Raw genomic sequence first — 22,290 nt, 5'->3', positions numbered from 1 at the left:
AGCTCATATTCGAACGGTAAAGAGAAAAGACGTCCTGTAAAGTATAGGACGCCTTCATCTCATCAAAAAGTTCCATCATAAACATGTAAAACCTTTGTTTTACACCTCTAAAATTTCTTTTTCTTTATCTTTCGTTACTTGATCCACTTTGACAATGAATTCATCTGTTAATTTTTGAATATCATCACCATAGCCACGTAGATCGTCTTCTGTGATTTCGCCAGCTTTTTCAAGTTTTTTCAAATCATCATTCGCATCACGACGTACATTACGTACAGCAATTTTTGCGTCTTCTGCTTCTTTTTTCACTTGCTTCACTAAATCTTTACGACGCTCTTCAGTAAGAGCAGGGATCATTAAGCGAATGATAGAGCCATCATTTGTTGGTGTAATACCGATATCAGATCTCATAATTGCTTTTTCAATTTCACCTAAAATTGTTTTATCGTAAGGTGTAATCACTAATAAACGAGCTTCTGGTACAGAAACACCTGCAAGTTGATTGATTGGTGTTGGAGCTCCATAATAATCAACCATAATACGATCTAGTAATGATGCGTTTGCACGACCTGCACGAATTGAAGATAGTTCACGTGTGAAAGCTGCAATTGTTTTGTTCATTTTATCTTTTGCTTGTTCTAATACTTGTTTTGCCATTATGCATTCCTCCTAACAACTGTTCCGATTTTTTCACCTAGTACAGCACGTTTAATGTTGCCTTGTTCCGTAATTGAGAAAACAATTAGTGGAATATCGTTATCCATACATAGGGTAGAAGCTGTTGAATCCATTACTTGTAAGCCTTGTTGAATAACGTCTAAGTATGTGAGTGTATCATATTTAACGGCTGTTTGATCCACTTTTGGATCTGCTGAATAAACGCCATCAACATTGTTTTTAGCCATTAAAATCGCATCTGCATCAATTTCTGCTGCACGTAATGCCGCCGTCGTATCAGTTGAGAAGAACGGATTACCTGTCCCTGCTGCAAAGATAACGACACGCTTTTTCTCAAGATGTCTAACTGCTTTACGACGAATGTATGGCTCCGCTACTTGAGTCATCACGATAGAAGATTGAACACGTGTTTCAATGCCTAATTTTTCAAGAGCATCTTGTAACGCTAGGGAGTTCATGACTGTTGCAAGCATGCCCATATAGTCAGCTGCAGCACGATCCATCCCCATTTCACTACCTATTTTTCCACGCCATATATTACCGCCACCTACAACAACAGCAACTTCTACATCAAGATCCACTACTTCTTTTACTTCTTCTGCAACAGACTTGATTATTTTTGGTGATAAACCGAAGCCCGCTTCTCCAGCTAACGCTTCACCACTTAGTTTAATAACTACTCGTTTATATTGCGGTACACTCATTGTAAACCTCCGTAAGACTTTATTTAAAAAATCTCTATTCCCTTTTCCATTATAGTATATCTAACAATAATTGCTAGTTGTGAATAAGGCAGAATAGAAAATTCTATTACTATTTTCTTTATTTCGGAAAAATAGGGAACACGCTATGTTGTGTTCCCCATTTTTTGTCTAGAAAATCTAGATATTATTTGATTAGGATCAAATGCCCGCTAAATTAGTTACCTTTAACTTGGCTCATTACTTCTTCTGCAAAGTTATCTTCACGTTTTTCGATACCTTCACCAACAGCGTAACGTACAAAGCCGTTTACTGAACCACCAGTAGAAGCTACAAAATCACGTACTTTTTGATCAGAGTTTTTAACGAATGATTGATCAAGTAGGCAAACATCTTCGAAATATTTACCAAGACGACCTTCAACCATTTTAGCAACGATGTTTTCTGGTTTACCTTCGTTAAGAGCTTGCTCAGTTAATACTTTACGCTCACGTTCAACTTCTTCAGCAGAAACTTCATCGCGAGAAACGTAAGTTGGGTTGATAGCAGCAATGTGCATTGCAACATCTTTAGCTGCTGATGCATCAGTAGAACCTTCTAAAGTTACTAATACTCCAATGCGGCCGCCCATGTGTAAGTAAGCGCCGAATGAATCTGCATCAGTTTTTGTTTTGATTTCAAAACGACGAAGTGTGATTTTTTCACCAATTGTTGCTACAGCTGTAGAAATTTGATCTTCAATTTTTACGCCATCAGCATTTGTAAGCTCTAATGCAGCTTCAACTGATGCTGGTTTAGCAGTAAGTAATTGCTCTGCTAAAGATGAAACTAATACTTGGAATTTGTCATTTTTTGCAACGAAGTCAGTTTCAGCGTTAACTTCAATGATGATTGCTTCGTTACCTTGTTCTAAAATATAAGTTGTACCTTCTGCCGCGATACGGTCAGCTTTTTTAGCAGCTGAAGAAAGACCTTTTTCACGTAGGAAATCGATTGCAGCTTCTAGATTACCATCAGTTTGTACTAGCGCTTTTTTACAATCCATCATACCAGCGCCAGTTTTTTCACGTAATTCTTTTACTAATTGTGCAGTAATGTTTGCCATTTAGTGTTTCCTCCTCAAATTGTTTGAACATAGTTTTAATGATAGGTTCTAAAAAAGGTGATAAGGGTTTTGAGCCACTTATCACCTTTTTGTAAACGTGAATTACTCAGCAGCAGCTTCTACAGCTGGAGCTTCTTCTTCACCTTGTTTTGACTCGATTAAAGCGTCAGCCATTTTAGCAGTTAAAAGTTTAACAGCGCGAATAGCATCATCATTAGCAGGGATTACGTAGTCGATTTCATCTGGATCACAGTTTGTATCAACAATACCTACTAGAGGGATGTTTAATTTACGAGCTTCAGCAACCGCAATACGTTCTTTACGTGGGTCAACCACGAACATTACGTCTGGAAGATCGTGCATATCACGGATACCGCCTAAGAATTTGATTAGACGTTCGTGTTCTTTTTTAAGTTGGATTACTTCTTTTTTAGGAAGAACTTCGAATGTACCTTCTTCTTCCATTTTTTCGATTTGTTTCATACGTGCAACACGTTTTTGAATTGTACCGAAGTTAGTAAGAGTACCACCTAACCAACGTTGGTTGATGTAGTAGTTGCCTGAACGTTCAGCTTCATCTTTGATCGCTTCTTGTGCTTGTTTTTTCGTACCAACGAAAAGAACTTTACCACCGTCTTGACCAACTTGACGCATGAAGTCATAAGCTTCCTCTAATTTTTTAACAGTTTTTTGTAAGTCGATGATGTAGATCCCGTTACGTTCTACGAAGATATATTTCTTCATTTTTGGGTTCCAACGACGAGTTTGGTGACCGAAATGTACACCAGCTTCAAGTAATTGTTTCATAGAAATTACTGACATGTGAATTTCCTCCTAGTATGTTTGGTTTTTATCCTCCGCATTTATCTTTTGCAACAAGCTACCCTAATCTTAGAGCACCACTTACTACATCAAAATGCGTGTGTAGTAATAACACCATTTGCAACTATATCATAGCTTTTGCCGGTTAGCAACAATTTAGTGATGAAATTTCAGTAAAAGCTCGATTTCTGTTTTTCCCTTTTGCAGCTGTTTCGCTATTTCTTCTGTTGATTTACCCTGCTTTGCTAAATTTAATGCCTGTTGCTCTATTGTAAGCTCTTTAACCTGCTCCTGTTGCTCTACTTTCAAAGGCGTTGGCGAGGATGCTGCTGTTGCCGTTGTCTGTTGCTGACGCGAATAAGCATTGGCTACTATATTTTTAGGTACATAGATACGAGCATCTTTATCTAAGCTTAATGGACTGTCATTTTTCAGCACTTGCTCTGAGGGCGAAGTAGCCTGCTCCTGTTGAGGCTCATTGCTTACGGTTTGTTGAACGCGAGTCGCCGCTATGTCTGATGATGAGACATTTTGTAGCTCCTTAATAAGACGGTCGTTTTCATCTTTCATTTCTGTTAAATAGACACTAATGGTATCGTCCATTTCGCTCATTAAGCGTTCTTGCTTCTTTTCTAAATCCTTAAATTTTGCTAACTTAGTATTTAAAATAATAAGGAAGTAAAATGTAAGTAGCTGTAAAAAGAATAGTACCGCTATTAGTATGGTTGTCATTATAAGCTCCTATCCACTAAAATCCACGAAATTGCCTTTAAACGGATGTTGTGCCTGTTTTTCTTGTTGATCCTGTTGCTTTTTCTTCTTTTTGTAAGGATCCGTTAAGTATTCGCCACCTGCATCTTCATCCTCACTTATTTCATCCATACCTTCTGATGTATTTACAATTTTTTGCTTGCGCTCTATTTCCTTTTTTAACGCTTCATTAGCATGTGCTTGTTGAGCTAAAGCTTGTTGCTGTACTTGATCAGCCATTTTCCCAGCTTCAAATGTTTTAGGAATCGCAATTTGCAATTCAACCCCTTTTAAACTCATCGGAATCTCTCCCTCAAGGATATTTACGCATTCATCATTTCGCTAGATAATAATTTACGTAATTTTAAAAGCGCTTTGGAATGGATTTGCGAAATACGTGATGTCGATAATTCAAGCATTTCACCAATTTCAGTCAGCGTCAGTTCCTCCGTGTAAAATAAACTTAGAACCAACTGTTCCTTTTCATTTAGCTTTTGAATATTTTCTGCTAAATCATCTAGTAATTCAGATTTAACCACCGATTGTTCAGGAGTTTTTGTCGTATCATCTCGAATGACAAACGACTTTCCATCTACCTCTTCTTGGTCTTGTTGTTCATTAATGGAAAGAACATTGGAAAAAAAATGCTCTTGTACTGTCTGATAAACGTCTTCCACAGGTACTTCCATATGCTTCGCAAGTTCCTCAGGTGTCACATGACGCATATATTTTTGCTCTAATTGCTCAATCTGAGCATCTAATTTTTTGGCTTTTTCTCGCGCTGAGCGTGGTAGCCAATCTTCCTTACGAAGCCCATCTATAATGGCTCCCCTTACTCTAAATGAAGCATATGTATCGAATTTCAAATCTCTATTAATATCAAATTTATTTAATGCATCAAAAAGTCCTATCATACCTAAGCTCGTTAAATCGTCTCGCGATACACTCTTTGGTAATCCCGCACTAATACGTTGAACATGGTAAGATACTAAAGAAATATATTTTTTTATGAGTAAATCACCAGCATCTGGATCACGCTCATGTATCCAGCGATTCCACAGTTTTTGCTCATCGTTCAGAATTGGTTGTGTCATGAAATCCACCTCTCTAAAAAACGCCTTTACGCGCCCGTTTGCTACTGACTACTTGCGCTCATAAAACTTTTCTTTCATCAGGATTTCTCCATAGTTTTTTTTAAAAATCTATATCCGGGTTACTCTTACTAGTACCTAACAGAGTAAAAAAATGGATAAACTATTGCCATCTTTCCTACTATTATAACAAAAATCGACTATAATTTCATTTGTTTCTGTTCGTCTCTCTTTATTTTGTACAAACAAATTAAAACTGTACCCTAGCTATACATTAACCTAGGATACAGTTTTAAAATATGTCTAAATTATTAAGCTTTTACATTTTAATTTTGTTAGGTTTTTTTGTAGGAATTATGAATCTTATATAGCGCCCTTTTGCTCTTTCTTCACCGAGGTTACTAGGTATAAATACACCCAGCAAAGTAGCATTCTCACCATTTGTCCACAGAAATTCAAATCATCTCCTATCGAACTAAATGATACTAGTTCAAATCTGGCCTTATTTTCTCCACCTTTTTTAGCCTAAAAAAGGATGGCTATTTGACCGAAGTCAAACAGTACCACCCTCTTGAAGATATTGCTTTAAATCGAACTAAAAACCATTTTACCATTAAAGATGGTTGCCTTACGTTGACCTTTGCGGGCGATTGCTTCAGCAGCGCAAGAAGCATCCACTAAAACTAGATTGGCACTATCTCCAACCTTTGGCCAGATTTGTTCACCTGCTTGATTCAACGGCGTTTTCCCACCTGTAATAAACTGCAAGGTTTGCGCTAATGAATATTCATCTCTCCACCCTGAACTATTAGCTAAACGGCCTGCTCTTTCTAACAGATCTCCGTTCCCAAATGGTGACCAAACATCAAAAATATTATCACAACCAATTGCAACCGGTACCCCTTTGCTATGTAATAATCCAACTGGAGGAAATTTTCTGCGAATAGGTACACTAGTCACTATCGTAATCCCTGCATCTCTTAATATGTCAGCCATTTCTTCTGCTTCAGCTCGTGAAACATCACCAAGTCCGAATGCATGGCTTATCGCCACTTTACCTTGCAGACCAGCCTCCTTCGTTAATTGAGCTAATCTTCTCATTGTAAAGGTACCTAATTGATCCGGGTCATGTAAATGCAAATCAACACCAGCATTTCCCTCCACAGCGAGCTCCACCATTTGTTGTAAGGATGCCTCAATATCGCCATCCACAGTAGCTGGATCAACACCACCTACTAAGCCTACGCCCATGCGAAGGGCTTCTCTTATTATATTTGTCGCCTTCGTTCGCAATAGTCCGTGCTGCGGAAAGGCTACGATTTCATATGACAACCTTCCTTCAAAAGTTTGTAAAGCCATTTGAACTTCCTCTAAATTTTTTAAGCCCACCTCGGGATACAAATCCACATGGGTACGAACATGGGTAACCCCAGACTGTACATAACGTGAAAGCAACTCTTCTGCGCGTTGTTGTGTAGTGGTATGTAAAGTAGGAAGAACCTTTTTTTCTATTTCCAGACGTTCAAAAATATTGTTCACAGGTGTGACAGCAAGCCACTGATCGCCTAAAAGTGTTTTATCCAAATGACAATGTTTTTCGATGAAAGATGGTAGCGCTAATAGTTGCTTCATATCTTTTTTAGGGAAATGATCATTCAATTGCATTTCTGCCGAAACAATATCTGAAATTTTCCCATCCTTAATGAGGAGATGTGAGCAGGCGGTTCTTGTCTGTGCAACCATACCATTTTCAACATGATAGCCTGTTTCAAGTCGTACATTGGTTAACCAAAAAGTAGCATGCATTTTAAATGTATCCTTTCTATTTTCAATTTTAAAGTTCACCAGAAACTATTTTTCCTTTAAAGAGCACTGCCACTCTTTTCGCCCTTCTAGCCACAGCTTCTGCCGAACAAGTTGCTTCAACAAAAACAATATTTGCTTCATCTCCAACATTCGGCCATATTTGATGACCATCCTTATTTAGAGGTGTAATACCACCTGTAATGTATTTTAGGCTTTGACCAAGTGAACGCTCATCACTTAAACCAAATCGTTCTGCAAGTGTTCCTGCTTTTTCTAGACTATCCCCTTTGCCGAATGGTGACCAATGGTCCGTAATACTATCATCGCCAAGTGATATGTTTACCCCTTTATGATCTAAGAGAGGAATAGGGATAGTGTGCTCAATTGGCACAGTAGAAGTAATAGCTATGCCAAGATGTGCAAGTAATTCTGCTACTTCACTCGCTTCACTAGTAGGAATATCTGCAAAAGCCATGGCATGACTAATTGTCACTCTCCCTTGCCAACCAGCTGCCTCTGTTAACGCTGCTAGTCGTTTAAACGTAAAAATGCCGAGATGGCCAGGATCATGAATATGAAGATCTACATCTGCATTTGCGTCTACCGCTAATTCCATCACGGTTTGTAATGATTTCTCAATATTTTCATCGATTGTTGCTGGATCAACACCTCCTACGAGAGATGCCCCGTTACGCAATGCTTCTCTTACTAAAGAAACCGAATCACTACGTAATAGCCCATGCTGCGGGAATGCTACAATCTCCATAGCAACTTTATCTTTGTAAGCCTCTTTTACTCTTAAGACCGCCTCTAAATTTTTCAAACCGATAAACGGGTCAATATTACAATGCGTACGAATATGTGTGGAGCCTGCATTTAATAGTAGATCTATTAGTTTTTTTGCTCTTTCCTCTGTTACAGGTAATAAACTAGGAAGGAGTAATTCTTCCTCTTTTAATCTAGTTATAAGACCCTCTGTTGGAATGGTAGGTGCCTTCCATGGCCCACCAAAATATGTTTTATCAAGATGAATATGCATATCCCTAAAAGATGGTAGCATGAGGTAGCCTTGAGCATCCAATTGAGGTAAATCCGTCTCTAGTGGTTGATTTCCACGTTTAATTTGCTGTATTATCCCCTTTTCAATTTGTACATTAAAAAGCTCGGTTTGTGTTCCAATTACAGTAGTATGATTGTAATGTAAACCTGTTTCTAGTCGTACGTTAATGAGCCAATATGCTAATGGTGTCATTATATGAACCTCCTTTATTTTTCTTCAAGCTGAACCATCTGAATATCCCTCTCTATATGTGGTAAGGACAGTTGATGATAGACATAGTCTTGGCAAGTATTGCTAGCATGAAAATAATAGACTGTTGTTAATTTGGCATAATAGATGGCACTTAAACACATCGGACAAGGTTCTGTACTTGCATACATTTCACAGCCTTCGAGATTAATTGTTTGCAAAGTATGGCAAGCTTGGCGAATCGCTTGCATTTCTGCGTGATTCGTCAAATCATTTGTTTTGGCTACCTCATTAACACCCGAACTAATAATTTGCCCATTTTTTACTACAAGCGCTCCGAATGGTGCTCCATGTTCTGATAGTGCATTTTCATTTGCTAAATCAAGCGCTTTTCTCATAAATTCGTGTTGATTCATATTCTATTCCTCCTAGTAAAAGCAGATATATCACGTTAATAGCTGTAATATAAACTGAATGATGTCCAGTAGCCAAATGCTTTTAACCTCCTTATCCTGAGTTGTGCCTATACTAACTTTTGCTCTTATAGACTAGTCATTTCAGCAATCATTAATCATTACGAGCCTTCTAGACTTAGCGTTGTGGCATCACCGTATCATAGCCAGAAGATTCAGTCTTTTTAACCAATTCTATGAGACATTAATAATGAATCTAGGTTTCCCACTTTAATTTCACATAAAAGAGTTCCTTCTTTACTTTTCCTTTATACAAATATGCTAACATGAAGACTATTATATGAATAATATAAAAAAAGTAAATTTCACTTAAGTTTTCCCTATACTAAAGTTTCTTGAATGGCAAAATAAAAAAGAGCCGCTCCTAGCGACTCTCTGTTTTAAGCATTCACTTGTTGTTCCTGTTCTCGATTCATCATCGTTCGAACCACTTGTGCAATCTCCTCTGAGTTCTCATCTTGAAATTCAACGGTTGAATGAGCCGAAGCTGCTTCTTGATTCGTGCCTTCAGGAGTAGTTTGTTCATTTTCTGCTAGTTCACCTTCAACTGCTTCCTCATCTACCTCTGGCGTATACAAAATGTATGCTATTAAAAAACGTACAATATACATGACAAGGAATACAATGATTGCTGTAACAAAAGATCCGATAATGATACGAAGGGGCGTGTAGGGCTTTAGAAATGTACTAAAAAAATAAATAGTAAAAGCCATTAATGCTCCCCATAGATTATAAAATATGGAACCAAACATTAGATTTCGCTCACTCCTTGGTTAACTGTTCGAATATGTAATGACGATGTGGCAGGATTAAATTCTATCGTTCTACCACTGTTTCCACCAGTATCCTCGGCTACTAAAGGAATTCCATGCCTTTTCAATTCATTTTTGACAGCTTCTACATTACGAGGACCGATGCGCATCGAATCTTTATCCGAAGTAAATTGAAACATCTGTGCGCCCCCAGCAATTTTTGCCTTTAGTTTAAACTTTTGAACGCCCTCTAATTTTAATAGATCAATCATTGCTGCTATTCCAGAATCCGCAAATTTTGCTACATTGATTGACTCAGATCTTCCCAAGCTTGAATCTGGTAACATCACATGGATTAAACCAGCAATTTTTTTTGACTCATCATATAAAATAACGCCAACACAAGAACCCAGACCAGAAGTTCGAATCGTGTTAGGTAGCTTTACTACATCCATTTGTGCAATTCCTACTTTAACCACTTGCCCACTACTACTGCTTAGCATCATTAGGAAACCCCTAATGCTTTAAAAATAGCATCAAATGAGTCGGGATCTGGTAATAGGAAGAAATGCCCTCTCACAGTTTCATGGTCTTCTACACCTTCTTCAAAAATGGATGTATTTATAACAATGACATTATCACTTACATGTGATAATTCTATTAAACCAATACTTATGATTGCACCAAACATATCAACGCTTAGCCCCGGTACAGTTGGATAAATTTTCAAATTAGTAAAGTCCGATAAGGCAGATAAATAGGAACCTGATAAAATATTTCCCATTTCTTGCATAGCTGATAATCCTAGTTCAGAAACAGGTCGTTTTTTAAAATCAAATGTTTCATCATAAATGAGACGACGGATAAAACGGTTTGCCTGTTCAATAGGTAGTATAAAGAACATACTTCCTTCTGCATCACCCTCAATGCGAAGGTAAATACCAACAACTACATTTTCTGATCCCCCAGCCAATTCCATCATATCGTTAAAGGACACCATTTCTACCTTTGGGACACGCATATCAATTTTTTTCCCAAGTAAATTGGAAAGTGCTGTCGCGGCATGCGCAGCACCAATATTGCCAATTTCCTTTAATACATCTAAATGTAGCGAGGTAATCTTTTGATTAAATGTCATGATCGATCCCTACTTTAGTGGATTTAATACTTTTTCTAAATGTAATAAGATTAATAATCGTTTTTCTACTTTAGCAACACCTGAAATAAATTCTTCCTCAAGGGAGCCAACAACTTCTGGTTGTGGTTCAATCGCACTTGCAGGAATATCAATTACATCGTTTGCTGAATCAACAACAAAGCCTACTTCCATATCTTCTAGTGAGATAATGATAATGCGAGTTGTTTCCTCATGTTCTGAAATAGGTAATTCAAAACGTTCACGTAAATCCACAATTGGCGTTACGACACCACGAAGATTGATAACACCTTTTACATATTTTGCCGTTTTCGGTACGCGCGTAATATGCATTAGCTTTTCTATACCTTGAACATGGGACACCGGAATAGCATATTCTTTATTCGCTAGTTGAAATACAATTACTTTAATACTTTCTTGTTCCACTGCGTTTGTCATCTTTTACACCTCTCTTATTCATTCACCTTATTTTATTAATGCGTTACAATCTACAATTAAGGCTACTTTACCATTTCCTAAAATAGTTGCACCTGAAATAGCAAAAATATTTGTTAAGTAATTTCCTAAAGACTTCAAGACAATTTCTTGTTGTCCGATGAAGGAATCTACCACTAAACCAGCAAGTTTTTCACCTTTACGAACAATCACTACTGAATGGAATTCTTCATCTTGCGACTCTTTACGAGGTACTTCAAAGATTTCCTCTAAGAATACCAATGGTACAACCTTGCCACGGAAGTCGATTACTTTTTGATTATGCGCATTCATAATCTCCGATGAACGGATAATAGATGTTTCAATAATAGATGATAATGGAATTGCATAAATTTCCTTTTCAATTTCCACGAGCATCACAGAAATAATCGATAATGTTAGTGGTAATTGGATAGAAAAGATGGAACCAACATCTTGTGTGGATTCAATTGAAATATTACCACCAAGTGATTCAATTGTTGTTTTAACAACATCTAACCCTACTCCACGGCCAGATACATCCGAAATGACATCTGCAGTCGAGAAGCCTGAAGCTAAAATAAGCTCATTGATTTGATTATCAGACATTGAATAAGACTGTTCTTGTGTCACAATGCCTTTTGCAATAGCTTTCGCTAGTACTTTATCACGATTAATTCCTGCACCATCGTCTTCTATTTCAATAAAGACATAGTTTCCACTATGGTAAGCACGTAGGACAACCGTTCCTTCTTCCGGTTTGCCTTTTGCACGACGAGATGTTGGATTTTCAATGCCATGGTCCACAGAATTTCGGATTAAGTGAACAAGTGGATCACCAATTTCATCGATAACTGTACGATCTAGTTCTGTTTCAGCACCAATGATTTCAAGATTAATTTTCTTATTTAAATCTCGTGATAGCTGACGAATCATTTTTGGGAAGCGGTTGAACACTGTTTCAACTGGCACCATGCGCATTGTTAAAATAATAGTTTGCAGGTCACCCATTACACGGCTCATTCGCTCCACAGTTTCGTTTAGCTCACCATGGTTTACTTCTGTGGCAATAGATTGTAAACGACCACGGTCAATAACAAGTTCTTCAAACAAGTTCATTAAAATATCAAGACGTTCAATATTGACACGAATCGTTTTATTCCCAACAGGCGCATGATTTTTTTCAGCCTTTGCAGGTGCGGCTGTTTTTGCAGGCTGTGCGGCTGGTTCAGGCTTAGAAGGTACAGTAGCAGGTGTAGACTCTACTTCCGCTACAGCTGATGCAGTTGCAGCTACTTCTTGCTGTGATTCATACTCTCTTTCACTAAATTTCTTTTGGTCTATTGTTGTGACAACAACTTCTTCAACCTCAGAAACTTTCATGATCTTTTTCTGCATATCTTCTGCTGATTCTTTTGTCACATAGGCTACATAAAACTGTTGATCAAATTGTTCGTCTTCTAGCTTTTCAACAGATGGGCTCGATTTAATAACTTCGCCGTCTTTTTCTAAAATCTCGAAGACCATAAATACACGTGCAGCCTTTAAAAGACAATCTTCTCGTAATTTCACTGAAATTTCATAGGCCTGGAAACCTTGTTCAGATGATTGTGCGATAACTGTTTGTTCAAAGCTATCATATTCTAAAACACTTTCCACGGCTGCTGGTTCTGCAACGGTTGCAGCCACCTGAGGTACTGCTTCCTCACCTAATTCTATGCGCTTAAGTTGAGCGACTGTTGCTGACACATCACGCTTGCCATCTCCACCATTCGCAATATCCATAACCATTTCTTCCAGATGGTCAACAGATTCAAAGACCACATCTAAAATTTCTGGTGTTACGTGGATTTTTTCATTACGAATCGCATCTAACACATTTTCCATTTTATGTGTTAAATCGGCTAAATCTTCAAAACCCATTGTGGCAGACATACCTTTTAAAGTATGGGCAGATCGGAATATTTCCCCAACAATTGCCAAATCATCTGGATTTTTTTCTAATTCTAATAAATGTTCACTACATGCTTGTAAATGCTCTTTACTTTCTTCGATAAACATCTCTAAATATTGATTGACTTCCATAAGAGGACACCCCTTTTAAGGCAAATATTTCATTATTGTTAGTGCTATATCATCTACATCGGCAACTTCATCAATTAGTTGCGTTTCTACCGCTGCTTTTGGCATACCATATACAATGCAAGTTTCTGCTGACTCAGCTATGGCCATGACATTACCGGTCTTTTTCAGTGCTTTTAGTCCATTTGAACCATCATGCCCCATACCTGTCATAATCACTGCTACTTTATCAAAATCCTTATATTGACTAACATCTTCAAACATCACATCTACAGATGGTCTATGGCCTGACCTTGGTGCTTCTTGATTATCAAGAACAATACCAAAAGTTGTCCCTACTTTCCTAAGCTTTAAGTGATAGCCACCTGGGGCAATATAGGCTACCCCATTTTGTAAAATATCGCCTTGTTCAGCCTCCTTCACAACAATTTCACTTAGCTGATCTAGACGAGTAGCGAGTGATTTCGTAAATCCAGCAGGCATATGCTGAACAATGAGAATAGGGGCTTGAATAGACTTAGGAATTTTTGTAATGACCTCCTGAAGCGCACGAGGTCCTCCTGTAGATGTACCTATTAGCACAATCTTTTTACCTGCTTTATTCCATTCTGTTTGCGCCTTTGTTACAGCTACTTTAGTAGCAGTAGCAGTCACAGGAATCGGTATTTGACCATGTTGTTGTAAATCCTTTATTACGGTACTCACTTTTGTCACTGAATCTTGTTGTCGTTTACTACCAGAAGGTTTTTTCAATTTGGATATTGGCACCATTGCAGCTTGCTCTACTTTATGGACAAGCTCACTTTGGATTTTATGTAAATCAAGAGATATTGTTCCGCTTGGCTTTGCGACAAAATCTACAGCGCCACTTTCAATAGCTGCTATAGCATTTTCTGTTCCACGCTGAGTGGTACTAGAGAGCATGATTACAGGAACTGGACATTGTATCATTATTTCTTTTAATGCATCTAGCCCATTCATTTCAGGCATCTCAATATCCATTGTCACAACTGATGGCTTCAATGATTGTATCTTTTTGATTGCATCTTTTCCATTACGTGCAGTTCCAACTACTTCCACCTTCGAGTTGCCAACAAAAAAGTCACTAATTAGCTTTCTCATAAAAGCAGAATCATCCACAACTAATAGCTTGCTTTTATGTAAAAAGTCCAATTAATCACGCCCTTTCGAAAAAATACTTCTTAGTTTCGTTAAAAATTTCTTTGCTGTCTGATCATGTGCATGTATTTCCTCCACACGATGCTCCATAAAACGAATCACTATGAGTTGTAATGTTTTAGAAATCAGTGCGTCTGGATAAGCAAGTGAAAATGGGACTTGCTCACGCACAGCCTTCCGCACAATCGAATCTTCGGGTAATGAACCGAGTATCGTGACTTCTTTGTCTAAAAAACGTTTCATGGCTAACTTTAAACGCTCGTTTGTTTCGATGCCTTCTTCTTTACTAAATGCACGGTTACAAAGGACATAAAATTGCTTATCAGCATCCCGCATATGAATATATTTCATCATCGAATAGGCATCCGTAATTGCGGTCGGCTCTGCCGTTGAAATAACGATAATTTCGTCTACTGATGTGAGTAAATCTAGCGACCAATTTGTCGCACCCGCCCCCATATCAAATAAAATATAATCATAGTTTTTCTGAAGCTGTTCAAATGCATGAATAAGCTGTTCAATCATCATCTCTGACCAATTAAAAATATTTGTCATACCCGACCCACCTGATATATACCTTAAACCATGGGGTCCCTCAAATATTACCTCATCTAGTAGTTTATTTCCTTCTAGGTAATCTTTCAAACTATTGGAAGCATTTTTCCCAATTAAAATATGGATATTTCCCATCCCAATATCCATATCTACAATGACAACTTTTTTTCCCTTTTGGGCCAAAGACAAGGCAAAATTCATCGTGAAGTTACTTTTTCCAACCCCGCCTTTGCCACTAACCACCGCAATTGCTCGACCTAAATCGCCTTGCTGTCTCATCATTTTCAAGCGTAATGTTTCAGCTTGGTCTCTCATTTCTCTTCACCTTGAAAAAACAAATTAAGCACTGCTTCTAAATCAGCTTCTTCAATATCTTCTGGTACTTCTTGACCATTCGTATAGTAAGCAAGTCCTTTATTATATTTAATCATTAAATTGAGCATTGTGCCAATAGAATTTGTTTCATCAATTTTCGTGAAGATAAATTTTTCAATTGGCAGCTGATTAAATTGGTCGATAATGTTCGCCATATCCTTTTCTTTTGTAGTCATCGCGAGTACTAAATAGGATTCTGCTTGATCATCAAATTTTATGAGACGTTGGAGATCATCTACATACTTGACCTCTTTATAATTTCGACCAGCTGTATCGATAAATACTAAGTCTAAATGCGATAATCTTTGGATAGCTTGTTCGAAATCTGTTGCGTTGTAAGCAATTTCAACAGGTGCCTGTAAAAGGCCCGCATACGTTTTTAGCTGTTCAATGGCTGCGATTCGGTACGTATCTGTCGTAATAAATCCGATCTTCTTCTTCTTTTCTAAAACTGCCCTAGCTGCCATTTTGGCGATCGTCGTTGTTTTACCCACGCCTGTAGGACCTAATACGTTGATATATTTTCTTTCATAGGACAATCCTCCGATAGGTAGGCTTTCTAATCTCTTACGTAGTAAATTTTTCGTGACCATTTTACATTGTGAGAAATTGATTTCTGACGCTTCTTTGAAATGCATAAAAAGCTCATCACCTATCGTTGTGATGAGCTCTTCATTTAGCTCTTGCTGTCTTAAGTATTCAATGAAGGGGAAGAGTTCATCGGGATATTGAGCTTGGGTAGTCTTTTTATGCATCGATTGCATTAAAGATTTTAAATCTGCAATTTCCTTCCTCAATTCTTCAGAAATGCCAGTGTCCTCATGTTTAACTACATCATGTGATGATTGATCTTGGTGAATTTTCACTTGAATCGCATTTGTAATATCTTGTAGTCTCGCATTTTCCTTAGTCGCGTTAGGTAATGCTACGGGCGTTGGTACTGGAGCCACTTGATTTGGCTCCACTCCATCTACTCCTGCAACTACCTCAAAACTTTTCTGTTTAATCATACCGAAAAATTTCTTCGTGATGACTACTTTAGAATTCAAAATAACAGCGTCCTCACCTAGTTCTGCACGCACTTGCTTCATAGCCTCTGGTATGGAGGATGCATAATATTTTTTCATTTTCATTAAACATTCACCACCCCAACACTTTGAATTTCAATAGAAGCATCCAATTCATTATATGAAAGAACTGGAATCTGCGGGAAATAACGCTCCGTCAGTTGTCGTAAATACATACGCACAGCCGGAGAACATAAAATAATAGCGGATTGTTCCATAAAGGACACACGCTCTATTTCTGCTGCAATCGTCTCTAGTACCGTTTGAGAATCTTGAGGATCCATTGCTAAATAATTTCCGTGATCTGTTTGCTGAATACTATCAGCAACCATTTTTTCTACTTTACCTGAAACTGTAATAACTTTTAATGCCGAACTATCCCCCACATATTGGGCAGTAATTTGACGAGCCAATGATTGACGAACATACTCCGTTAAAATATCTGTATCGCTAGTTACCTTCGCATAGTCTGCTAACGTTTCAAAAATAATGGGTAAATTACGAACAGAAACATTTTCTCGTAGTAGTTTACCAAGAACCTTTTGGATTTCTCCAGTTGATAAAGGTGCCGGTGTCAGCTCTTCTACTAAAATAGGATGGGTTTCACGTAAGTGATCTATTAACTGCTTCGTCTCTTGACGACCTAATAATTCGTGAGCATTCGCACGGATTATTTCAGTTAAATGCGTGGATACCACGCTTGGTGGGTCTACAACCGTGTAGCCATAAATTTCAGCATCCTCTTTCACTTGCTCAGTAATCCATTTAGCTGGTAATCCAAATGATGGCTCCACTGTATCAATTCCTTCAATAGAATCATCATCACCTGGGCTCATCGCTAAATAATGATCTAGTAAAAGCTCGCCTCTTGCCATTTCGTTCCCTTTTATTTTTATTCGATACTCATTTGGTTGAAGCTGAATATTATCTCGAATACGAACAACTGGGATGACAATTCCTAATTCTAGTGCTAACTGTCGACGAATCATAATGACACGATCTAATAAGTCCCCACCTTGAGCAGCATCGACTAACGGAATTAATCCATAACCAAATTCAAATTCGATTGGGTCCACATTTAATAAATTCACAACATTTTCAGGGCTCTTCATGCCATCTGTTGCCACTTCTTCTTCAATTTCAAGTAATTCCTCTTCATCCTCTGGTTTCTTACGTTCCATCATATAAGCCCCAACAATTAGGGAAAGACCTATTGGAAGTGTTACCCAGTTAGGGATTGGTGTAAATAGCCCTAGTAATACTATGGTACCTCCAGCTACATAGAGTAACTTTGCTTGAGCAAATAATTGTCCTGTTATATCTTGACCAAGACTTCCTTTAGAAGAGGCGCGAGTTACCACAATCCCTGTTGCTGTTGAAATAAGCAAGGCAGGAATTTGCGAAACTATACCATCCCCAACGGTTAGCTTAGAAAAATGAGTTGCTGCTTCAGCAAATGGGAGTCCCATTTGTACTACCCCGATGATGATTCCGAATAATAAGTTGATAATAACCATGACCATTGAGGCAATGGCATCCCCTTTTACGAATTTCGTGGCACCATCCATCGCTCCGTAGAAGTCCGCTTCACCGGCTACTTTTTCACGTCGTTCGCGTGCTTCCTTTTCGGAAATTACTCCTGCATTTAAATCAGCATCAATACTCATTTGTTTACCTGGCATCGCATCAAGTGTGAAACGAGCTGCTACTTCAGCTACCCGCTCTGCACCCTTTGTAATAACAATAAACTGAATTAATACTAGAATTAAAAAGACAACTAAACCTACGAGAATATTTCCCCCGACTACGAAATCACCAAATGTTTCTACGACAGAGCCCGCATCCCCAGTTGCTAAGATCGCACGGGTTGTGGAAACACTCAGTCCTAATCGGAATAAGGTTAACAGTAAAATAACCGAAGGAAAAATAGAAAAGTCTAATGCTTCCTTCATACTCATTGCTGTTAGCAGTACAATTAATCCTAATGTAATATTAATGACAATTAAGAAACTTAACATCCACGGAGGAAGAGGGATGATGAGCATCGCAACGATTAAAATAACCGCACCTAAAACCCCAATATCGCGAACTTTCATTTGTGTCCCTCCTACTAAAAAGCTTTAAATTTTACGTTTAATACGGTAAACATAAGCGAGTATTTCTGCTACTGCTTTGAAAAATTCTTCTGGTACGGGATCACCAATTTCAACTTGATCATACATGGCGCGAGCTAAAGGTCTATTTTCCACCATAATGACGTCATGCTCTTTGGCAATCAGCTTTATTTTTTGAGCGATAAAGTCTGTACCCTTTGCAATTACGCGAGGTGCATCCATATTTTCCTCGTCATATTTGAGCGCAATCGCATAGTGAGTAGGGTTGGTAATTACCACATCTGCACTTGGAATCTCTGACATCATACGACGCATCGCCATTTCGCGCTGACGTTGTTTGATTTTCGATTTTATGAGCGGGTCACCCTCACTATTTTTATATTCATCTTTAATATCTTGCTTAGACATTTTAAGATTTTTTTCATAATCAAATTTTTGATACATCCAATCCAAAATGGATACACAAAGTAAAACTAAAGATGCTGCTATGCCCATAATGCCGACTAGCTTTCCGACAGTAATGAGCGTCATCCATGGACTTTTAAAGGATAAAGCTAAAACTTCTGGCAAGTTTGTCCAGATAATAATTGTCGTTACACTACCGATAAAGCCAATCTTTAACACCGATTTCAGCAACTCAACAATTGCCTTAACCGAAAAAATCCTTTTCAACCCTTTGATAGGGTCCATCTTTTTCAAATCAAACTTCATTGGCTCCAAAGTAAATAAAAAGCCAAACTGCAAAAAGTTACCTGCAAGTGCTCCAACAACTGCTATCGCCATAATCGGTACAATAATGAAAGCCATTTGTATTAATGTTTCTATAAATAAGTGCATCACACTATCAATCGTTAGTGTTTCGATGCGTATGTTATGGATAAAGGTTTGTCTAAAAAACGCTAATAGCTCATCCCGTAAAGAACCTGCAAAGAAAATTAAGAAGATAAAGACCATCAGCATAACGATGGCACTAGTTACATCTTGACTCTTAATAACTTGTCCCTTTTTTCGAGCATCTTGACGTTTCTTTGGCGTCGCCTTCTCAGTCTTTTCACCTGAAAAAAACTGGATATCTAAATTCAGTAGTAGTTTCATATTATCCACCACCTAAAATGGCCATTAAATCACGCATGCCGTAAATCATAATAGTGATTAACTTTTGAATGACTTGAATCATTACAGCCATCATTGTAAATAACACTAAAAAACTAACGGCTATTTTAATAGGAAAACCAACAACAAATATATTTAATTGTGGTACTGTTTTCGCAGTTATTCCTAAAGCTAAATCGACTAAAAATAAGGTAGCCACAACAGGTGCAGCCATCTGAAATGCAATAGCAAAAACAGCTGTAAATGTTGTGATGATAAATTGGGGAAAGCCCTCATTTGTAAAACTAGGGAATTGATCCATAGGCAAAAACTGATAACTATAGTAAATTCCATCAAGAATCATATGATGGCCATTAATTGCTAACAATAAAAGGAATGCTAACATATTAAAAAACTGACCGATTAATGGACTTTGAGCTCCTGTTTGCGGATCAATAATATTGGCAATGGCAAAACCCATTTGAAAATCAATAAAGCTCCCTGCAATTTGAATGGCAGACATGATTATATAACCTACTAGACCGAGTAACAGCCCAACAAGTGCTTCTTTCATCACTAATAATATGTATTCATCATTGAATGCAAACGGCTCAACATCAATTGTATAATACATCATCCAAGCTAAAACCAGTGCGAGAGTAATTTTGACTTGTGGTGGTATGGTTCTATAGGAAAAAAAAGGAACCGTAACAAAAAATGCTGAAACACGCACAAGCACCAATAAGAAAACCGTTAAATGCGGAATTAATTCATTCATGGACTCACCCTATATAACGTGTTAAATTCTCAAAAATGTCTCTCGCATAGCTAGTAACTTGAGATAACATCCATGGGCCAAAGAACACTATGGCCACAAAGACGGCGATAATTTTCGGTACAAATGCCAAAGTTTGCTCTTGAATCGAAGTGGTAGCTTGAAAAATACTTACAGCCAAACCAGTGATTAAAGCTACTAATAATAACGGACCGCTTGTTAGAAGGATAATCATAATGGCACGTTCTGCAACGGAAATAACCAATTCACCTGTCATACTGTATCATCCCCTAAAAACTTTGTAGTAGCGATTTCATGACGAGATACCAGCCATCGACCAGAACAAACAATAAGATTTTGAATGGCAATGAAATCATTACTGGCGGTAACATCATCATCCCCATCGACATTAATGTACTCGCAACAATCATATCGATCACTAGGAATGGAATAAAAATCATAAAACCTATTTGAAATGCTGTTTTAATTTCACTTAAAGCAAATGCTGGCACAAGCATTGTCAGTGGGATTTCTTCCACTGATGCTGGTTTTTCTGCTTGATTGTACGATAAAAACAAGTCAAGATCTTTTTGTCTTGTATGCTTACTCATAAATTCTTTAAATGGCAAGCTTGCCCGATCATAAGCTTCATCTAAACCAATTTCTTCAGAAAATAGTGGTTGCAAAGCCTCTTTATTGACCTCTTGAAAGGTTGGTGCCATGATAAAGAACGTTAAAAATAAGGCTAAACCAACAATCACCTGATTAGGTGGCATTTGTTGTGTAGCCAGTGCTGTACGCACAAAGGATAAAACAATGACAATTCGAGCAAAGGATGTCATTAAAATTAAAATACTTGGTGCCAGTGATAAAACGGTTAATAGTAGTAAGAGCTTAACGGATGTTGAGACGTTGGTTGGATCGCTATTGGAAAAAATATTGACTAAATCATTCATTTATCATCCTTCTCCTTTTGCTTCCATCGCTCAATCTCTTCACTGCGCTCCTGTTTAATTTCGGAAATCTTTTTTTCAAAGAGTTTGCCAAATGTCTCTTGCTTTTGTTCATTTTGCAAATTCACTCTATCTTTTTTCTTAAACTTAGAAAATACTTCTGCGATATACGGTGATGTTGCTGCAAGTTCTTGCCTTTCGTTATAAAGTGCTAACAGTGCTTCTATTTCTTCAGGATCAGTAATTTCACGTAATAGCTGAACGTCTTCACCGACCCCCACTAAATACATGGTTTTCCCTACTTGTAAAAGCTGTACTGATTTTTGTGCACCTAACGATAAACCGCCTAAATTTTGTATCAGTTGATTACGTTGAAAGTTTAAATTTCGTTTATTTAAAAACTTCATTAAACCATAAAACAAAGCTACAACAAAAATAAGCGCTAAAACCATTTTTATGTATTCCCATGCAGATATATCTCCAGCTGCTGATACACTTGGTTCTTGTTTAGCAGCTGGATCGGTAGTATCTCCATAACAAGCTTCTGGGTCTTTAATGCAATCTGTCACACTATTCGTATCAGAGTCTGCATAGACCGAAGTTGGTGTCGGGTACAAAAACAGGAAGGATACAAGAAATGCAAAAATCATCGTGAAACGAAATGATTTTAACATTTTCATGCAATCATCCTAGCGCTTTTTGGATCGCTTCAATTACTCGATCTGCTTGGAAAGGCTTAACAATAAAGTCTTTCGCACCAGCTTGAATTGCATCGATTACCATTGCTTGTTGTCCCATTGCTGAACACATAATTACAGTTGCACTTGGATCTGATCCCTTAATTGCTTTAAGAGCCGCAATACCATCCATTTCTGGCATTGTGATATCCATTGTTACTAAATCTGGTTTTAATTCATTGTACTTTTCAACAGCCTGTAATCCATCTGCCGCTTCTCCAACAACCTCAAATCCATTTTTCGACAAAATATCCTTGATCATCATACGCATAAATGCAGCGTCGTCTACAATCAAAATTCTTTTAGACATGGTTAACTCCTCCAA

The 22,290-nt window shown here is 37.8% G+C and carries 25 protein-coding genes; all 25 read right to left on the bottom strand.

Annotation, left to right across the window (positions count from 1 at the left end):
• Window positions 1-99: 99 nt before the first annotated feature.
• Window positions 100-657 (bottom strand): ribosome recycling factor, encoded by a 558-nt coding sequence (gene frr / locus MKY80_RS05150; RefSeq protein ID WP_089985339.1) that lies wholly within the window; start codon window positions 655-657, stop codon window positions 100-102.
• A complete protein-coding gene (gene pyrH, locus MKY80_RS05145; protein WP_008181404.1) occupies window positions 657-1,382 on the bottom strand; it encodes a UMP kinase in 726 nt (241 codons plus the stop codon). Before pyrH ends, frr begins: the two co-directional genes overlap by 1 nt.
• 214 nt (window positions 1,383-1,596) lie before the next feature.
• The gene (gene tsf, locus MKY80_RS05140; RefSeq protein WP_008181406.1) at window positions 1,597-2,484 is read right to left on the bottom strand and encodes a translation elongation factor Ts; all 888 of its coding nucleotides are present in this window, start codon (window positions 2,482-2,484) and stop codon (window positions 1,597-1,599) included.
• A 102-nt stretch (window positions 2,485-2,586) separates the two neighbouring features.
• Entirely contained in the window at window positions 2,587-3,306 is a 720-nt protein-coding gene (rpsB, locus tag MKY80_RS05135; RefSeq protein ID WP_004269262.1) for a 30S ribosomal protein S2, read from the bottom strand.
• Between the two features lie 156 nt (window positions 3,307-3,462).
• Window positions 3,463-4,038, bottom strand: a complete 576-nt coding sequence (locus MKY80_RS05130; protein WP_090001011.1) for a hypothetical protein — start codon at window positions 4,036-4,038, stop codon at window positions 3,463-3,465.
• 9 nt (window positions 4,039-4,047) lie between these two features.
• On the bottom strand, window positions 4,048-4,356 hold the full coding sequence (locus tag MKY80_RS05125) for a hypothetical protein (protein ID WP_008180718.1): 309 nt from the start codon (window positions 4,354-4,356) through the stop codon (window positions 4,048-4,050).
• Window positions 4,357-4,379: 23 nt separating this feature from the next.
• Window positions 4,380-5,150: a FliA/WhiG family RNA polymerase sigma factor gene (locus MKY80_RS05120; RefSeq protein ID WP_008180720.1), complete on the bottom strand. Its 771-nt coding sequence runs from the start codon at window positions 5,148-5,150 to the stop codon at window positions 4,380-4,382.
• A gap of 582 nt (window positions 5,151-5,732) precedes the next feature.
• A complete protein-coding gene (locus MKY80_RS05115; RefSeq protein ID WP_043990756.1) occupies window positions 5,733-6,953 on the bottom strand; it encodes an amidohydrolase in 1,221 nt (406 codons plus the stop codon).
• Window positions 6,954-6,981: 28 nt separating this feature from the next.
• A complete protein-coding gene (locus MKY80_RS05110; protein ID WP_089985338.1) occupies window positions 6,982-8,205 on the bottom strand; it encodes an amidohydrolase in 1,224 nt (407 codons plus the stop codon).
• A gap of 14 nt (window positions 8,206-8,219) precedes the next feature.
• Window positions 8,220-8,618: a nucleoside deaminase gene (locus tag MKY80_RS05105; protein WP_089985336.1), complete on the bottom strand. Its 399-nt coding sequence runs from the start codon at window positions 8,616-8,618 to the stop codon at window positions 8,220-8,222.
• 437 nt (window positions 8,619-9,055) lie between these two features.
• Complete coding sequence (locus MKY80_RS05100; RefSeq protein ID WP_089985334.1) at window positions 9,056-9,427, bottom strand: hypothetical protein; 372 nt, start codon at window positions 9,425-9,427, stop codon at window positions 9,056-9,058.
• Window positions 9,427-9,930: a chemotaxis protein CheD gene (locus MKY80_RS05095; RefSeq protein WP_025113952.1), complete on the bottom strand. Its 504-nt coding sequence runs from the start codon at window positions 9,928-9,930 to the stop codon at window positions 9,427-9,429. The genes MKY80_RS05100 and MKY80_RS05095 overlap by 1 nt, the downstream gene beginning before the upstream one ends.
• A gap of 2 nt (window positions 9,931-9,932) precedes the next feature.
• The gene (locus MKY80_RS05090) at window positions 9,933-10,565 is read right to left on the bottom strand and encodes a chemotaxis protein CheC (RefSeq protein ID WP_008180732.1); all 633 of its coding nucleotides are present in this window, start codon (window positions 10,563-10,565) and stop codon (window positions 9,933-9,935) included.
• A 9-nt stretch (window positions 10,566-10,574) separates the two neighbouring features.
• Window positions 10,575-11,021, bottom strand: a complete 447-nt coding sequence (locus MKY80_RS05085; protein ID WP_008180734.1) for a chemotaxis protein CheW — start codon at window positions 11,019-11,021, stop codon at window positions 10,575-10,577.
• Between the two features lie 27 nt (window positions 11,022-11,048).
• Window positions 11,049-13,121: a chemotaxis protein CheA gene (locus MKY80_RS05080; protein WP_008180736.1), complete on the bottom strand. Its 2,073-nt coding sequence runs from the start codon at window positions 13,119-13,121 to the stop codon at window positions 11,049-11,051.
• A 15-nt stretch (window positions 13,122-13,136) separates the two neighbouring features.
• On the bottom strand, window positions 13,137-14,291 hold the full coding sequence (locus tag MKY80_RS05075) for a chemotaxis response regulator protein-glutamate methylesterase (protein WP_008180738.1): 1,155 nt from the start codon (window positions 14,289-14,291) through the stop codon (window positions 13,137-13,139).
• The gene (locus MKY80_RS05070) at window positions 14,292-15,167 is read right to left on the bottom strand and encodes a MinD/ParA family protein (protein WP_342532295.1); all 876 of its coding nucleotides are present in this window, start codon (window positions 15,165-15,167) and stop codon (window positions 14,292-14,294) included. It lies immediately after the preceding gene.
• Entirely contained in the window at window positions 15,164-16,360 is a 1,197-nt protein-coding gene (gene flhF / locus MKY80_RS05065) for a flagellar biosynthesis protein FlhF (RefSeq protein ID WP_008180741.1), read from the bottom strand. The genes MKY80_RS05070 and flhF overlap by 4 nt, the downstream gene beginning before the upstream one ends.
• Entirely contained in the window at window positions 16,360-18,390 is a 2,031-nt protein-coding gene (flhA, locus tag MKY80_RS05060) for a flagellar biosynthesis protein FlhA (RefSeq protein ID WP_008180742.1), read from the bottom strand. The genes flhF and flhA overlap by 1 nt, the downstream gene beginning before the upstream one ends.
• A gap of 24 nt (window positions 18,391-18,414) precedes the next feature.
• Window positions 18,415-19,503 (bottom strand): flagellar biosynthesis protein FlhB, encoded by a 1,089-nt coding sequence (flhB, locus tag MKY80_RS05055; RefSeq protein ID WP_036123995.1) that lies wholly within the window; start codon window positions 19,501-19,503, stop codon window positions 18,415-18,417.
• Window position 19,504: 1 nt separating this feature from the next.
• Window positions 19,505-20,278, bottom strand: coding sequence for a flagellar biosynthetic protein FliR (gene fliR / locus MKY80_RS05050; RefSeq protein WP_008180748.1), 774 nt, complete (start codon window positions 20,276-20,278; stop codon window positions 19,505-19,507).
• 4 nt (window positions 20,279-20,282) lie between these two features.
• Complete coding sequence (fliQ, locus tag MKY80_RS05045) at window positions 20,283-20,552, bottom strand: flagellar biosynthesis protein FliQ (RefSeq protein ID WP_008180750.1); 270 nt, start codon at window positions 20,550-20,552, stop codon at window positions 20,283-20,285.
• A gap of 13 nt (window positions 20,553-20,565) precedes the next feature.
• A complete protein-coding gene (gene fliP, locus MKY80_RS05040; protein WP_008180752.1) occupies window positions 20,566-21,231 on the bottom strand; it encodes a flagellar type III secretion system pore protein FliP in 666 nt (221 codons plus the stop codon).
• A complete protein-coding gene (locus MKY80_RS05035) occupies window positions 21,228-21,902 on the bottom strand; it encodes a flagellar biosynthetic protein FliO (protein WP_237068723.1) in 675 nt (224 codons plus the stop codon). Before MKY80_RS05035 ends, fliP begins: the two co-directional genes overlap by 4 nt.
• Before the next feature lie 10 nt (window positions 21,903-21,912).
• Window positions 21,913-22,275, bottom strand: a complete 363-nt coding sequence (locus MKY80_RS05030) for a response regulator (RefSeq protein ID WP_008180756.1) — start codon at window positions 22,273-22,275, stop codon at window positions 21,913-21,915.
• Window positions 22,276-22,290: the final 15 nt, after the last annotated feature.

The organism is Lysinibacillus sp. FSL R5-0849, assembly GCF_038595075.1.
GTDB lineage: Bacteria > Bacillota > Bacilli > Bacillales_A > Planococcaceae > Lysinibacillus > Lysinibacillus fusiformis.
This window is presented reverse-complemented; position numbering and strand designations above follow the sequence as displayed.

What these genes read in the sequence shown, in the direction of transcription:
- MKY80_RS05070 (WP_342532295.1), bottom strand. Translation starts at nt 15,167, where the DNA reads ATGAGAGACCAAGCTGAAACATTACGCTTGAAAATGATGAGACAGCAA.
- MKY80_RS05030 (WP_008180756.1), bottom strand. Translation starts at nt 22,275, where the DNA reads ATGTCTAAAAGAATTTTGATTGTAGACGACGCTGCATTTATGCGTATG.
- pyrH (WP_008181404.1), bottom strand. Translation starts at nt 1,382, where the DNA reads ATGAGTGTACCGCAATATAAACGAGTAGTTATTAAACTAAGTGGTGAA.
- MKY80_RS05125 (WP_008180718.1), bottom strand. Translation starts at nt 4,356, where the DNA reads ATGAGTTTAAAAGGGGTTGAATTGCAAATTGCGATTCCTAAAACATTT.
- MKY80_RS05095 (WP_025113952.1), bottom strand. Translation starts at nt 9,930, where the DNA reads ATGCTAAGCAGTAGTAGTGGGCAAGTGGTTAAAGTAGGAATTGCACAA.
- fliQ (WP_008180750.1), bottom strand. Translation starts at nt 20,552, where the DNA reads ATGACAGGTGAATTGGTTATTTCCGTTGCAGAACGTGCCATTATGATT.
- MKY80_RS05110 (WP_089985338.1), bottom strand. Translation starts at nt 8,205, where the DNA reads ATGACACCATTAGCATATTGGCTCATTAACGTACGACTAGAAACAGGT.
- frr (WP_089985339.1), bottom strand. Translation starts at nt 657, where the DNA reads ATGGCAAAACAAGTATTAGAACAAGCAAAAGATAAAATGAACAAAACA.
- flhF (WP_008180741.1), bottom strand. Translation starts at nt 16,360, where the DNA reads ATGAAAATGAAAAAATATTATGCATCCTCCATACCAGAGGCTATGAAG.
- fliP (WP_008180752.1), bottom strand. Translation starts at nt 21,231, where the DNA reads ATGAATGATTTAGTCAATATTTTTTCCAATAGCGATCCAACCAACGTC.
- MKY80_RS05035 (WP_237068723.1), bottom strand. Translation starts at nt 21,902, where the DNA reads ATGTTAAAATCATTTCGTTTCACGATGATTTTTGCATTTCTTGTATCC.
- MKY80_RS05115 (WP_043990756.1), bottom strand. Translation starts at nt 6,953, where the DNA reads ATGCATGCTACTTTTTGGTTAACCAATGTACGACTTGAAACAGGCTAT.
- MKY80_RS05105 (WP_089985336.1), bottom strand. Translation starts at nt 8,618, where the DNA reads ATGAATCAACACGAATTTATGAGAAAAGCGCTTGATTTAGCAAATGAA.
- MKY80_RS05120 (WP_008180720.1), bottom strand. Translation starts at nt 5,150, where the DNA reads ATGACACAACCAATTCTGAACGATGAGCAAAAACTGTGGAATCGCTGG.
- flhB (WP_036123995.1), bottom strand. Translation starts at nt 19,503, where the DNA reads ATGAAACTACTACTGAATTTAGATATCCAGTTTTTTTCAGGTGAAAAG.
- MKY80_RS05100 (WP_089985334.1), bottom strand. Translation starts at nt 9,427, where the DNA reads ATGTTTGGTTCCATATTTTATAATCTATGGGGAGCATTAATGGCTTTT.
- MKY80_RS05130 (WP_090001011.1), bottom strand. Translation starts at nt 4,038, where the DNA reads ATGACAACCATACTAATAGCGGTACTATTCTTTTTACAGCTACTTACA.
- tsf (WP_008181406.1), bottom strand. Translation starts at nt 2,484, where the DNA reads ATGGCAAACATTACTGCACAATTAGTAAAAGAATTACGTGAAAAAACT.
- MKY80_RS05085 (WP_008180734.1), bottom strand. Translation starts at nt 11,021, where the DNA reads ATGACAAACGCAGTGGAACAAGAAAGTATTAAAGTAATTGTATTTCAA.
- fliR (WP_008180748.1), bottom strand. Translation starts at nt 20,278, where the DNA reads ATGAATGAATTAATTCCGCATTTAACGGTTTTCTTATTGGTGCTTGTG.
- MKY80_RS05080 (WP_008180736.1), bottom strand. Translation starts at nt 13,121, where the DNA reads ATGGAAGTCAATCAATATTTAGAGATGTTTATCGAAGAAAGTAAAGAG.
- rpsB (WP_004269262.1), bottom strand. Translation starts at nt 3,306, where the DNA reads ATGTCAGTAATTTCTATGAAACAATTACTTGAAGCTGGTGTACATTTC.
- MKY80_RS05090 (WP_008180732.1), bottom strand. Translation starts at nt 10,565, where the DNA reads ATGACATTTAATCAAAAGATTACCTCGCTACATTTAGATGTATTAAAG.
- flhA (WP_008180742.1), bottom strand. Translation starts at nt 18,390, where the DNA reads ATGAAAGTTCGCGATATTGGGGTTTTAGGTGCGGTTATTTTAATCGTT.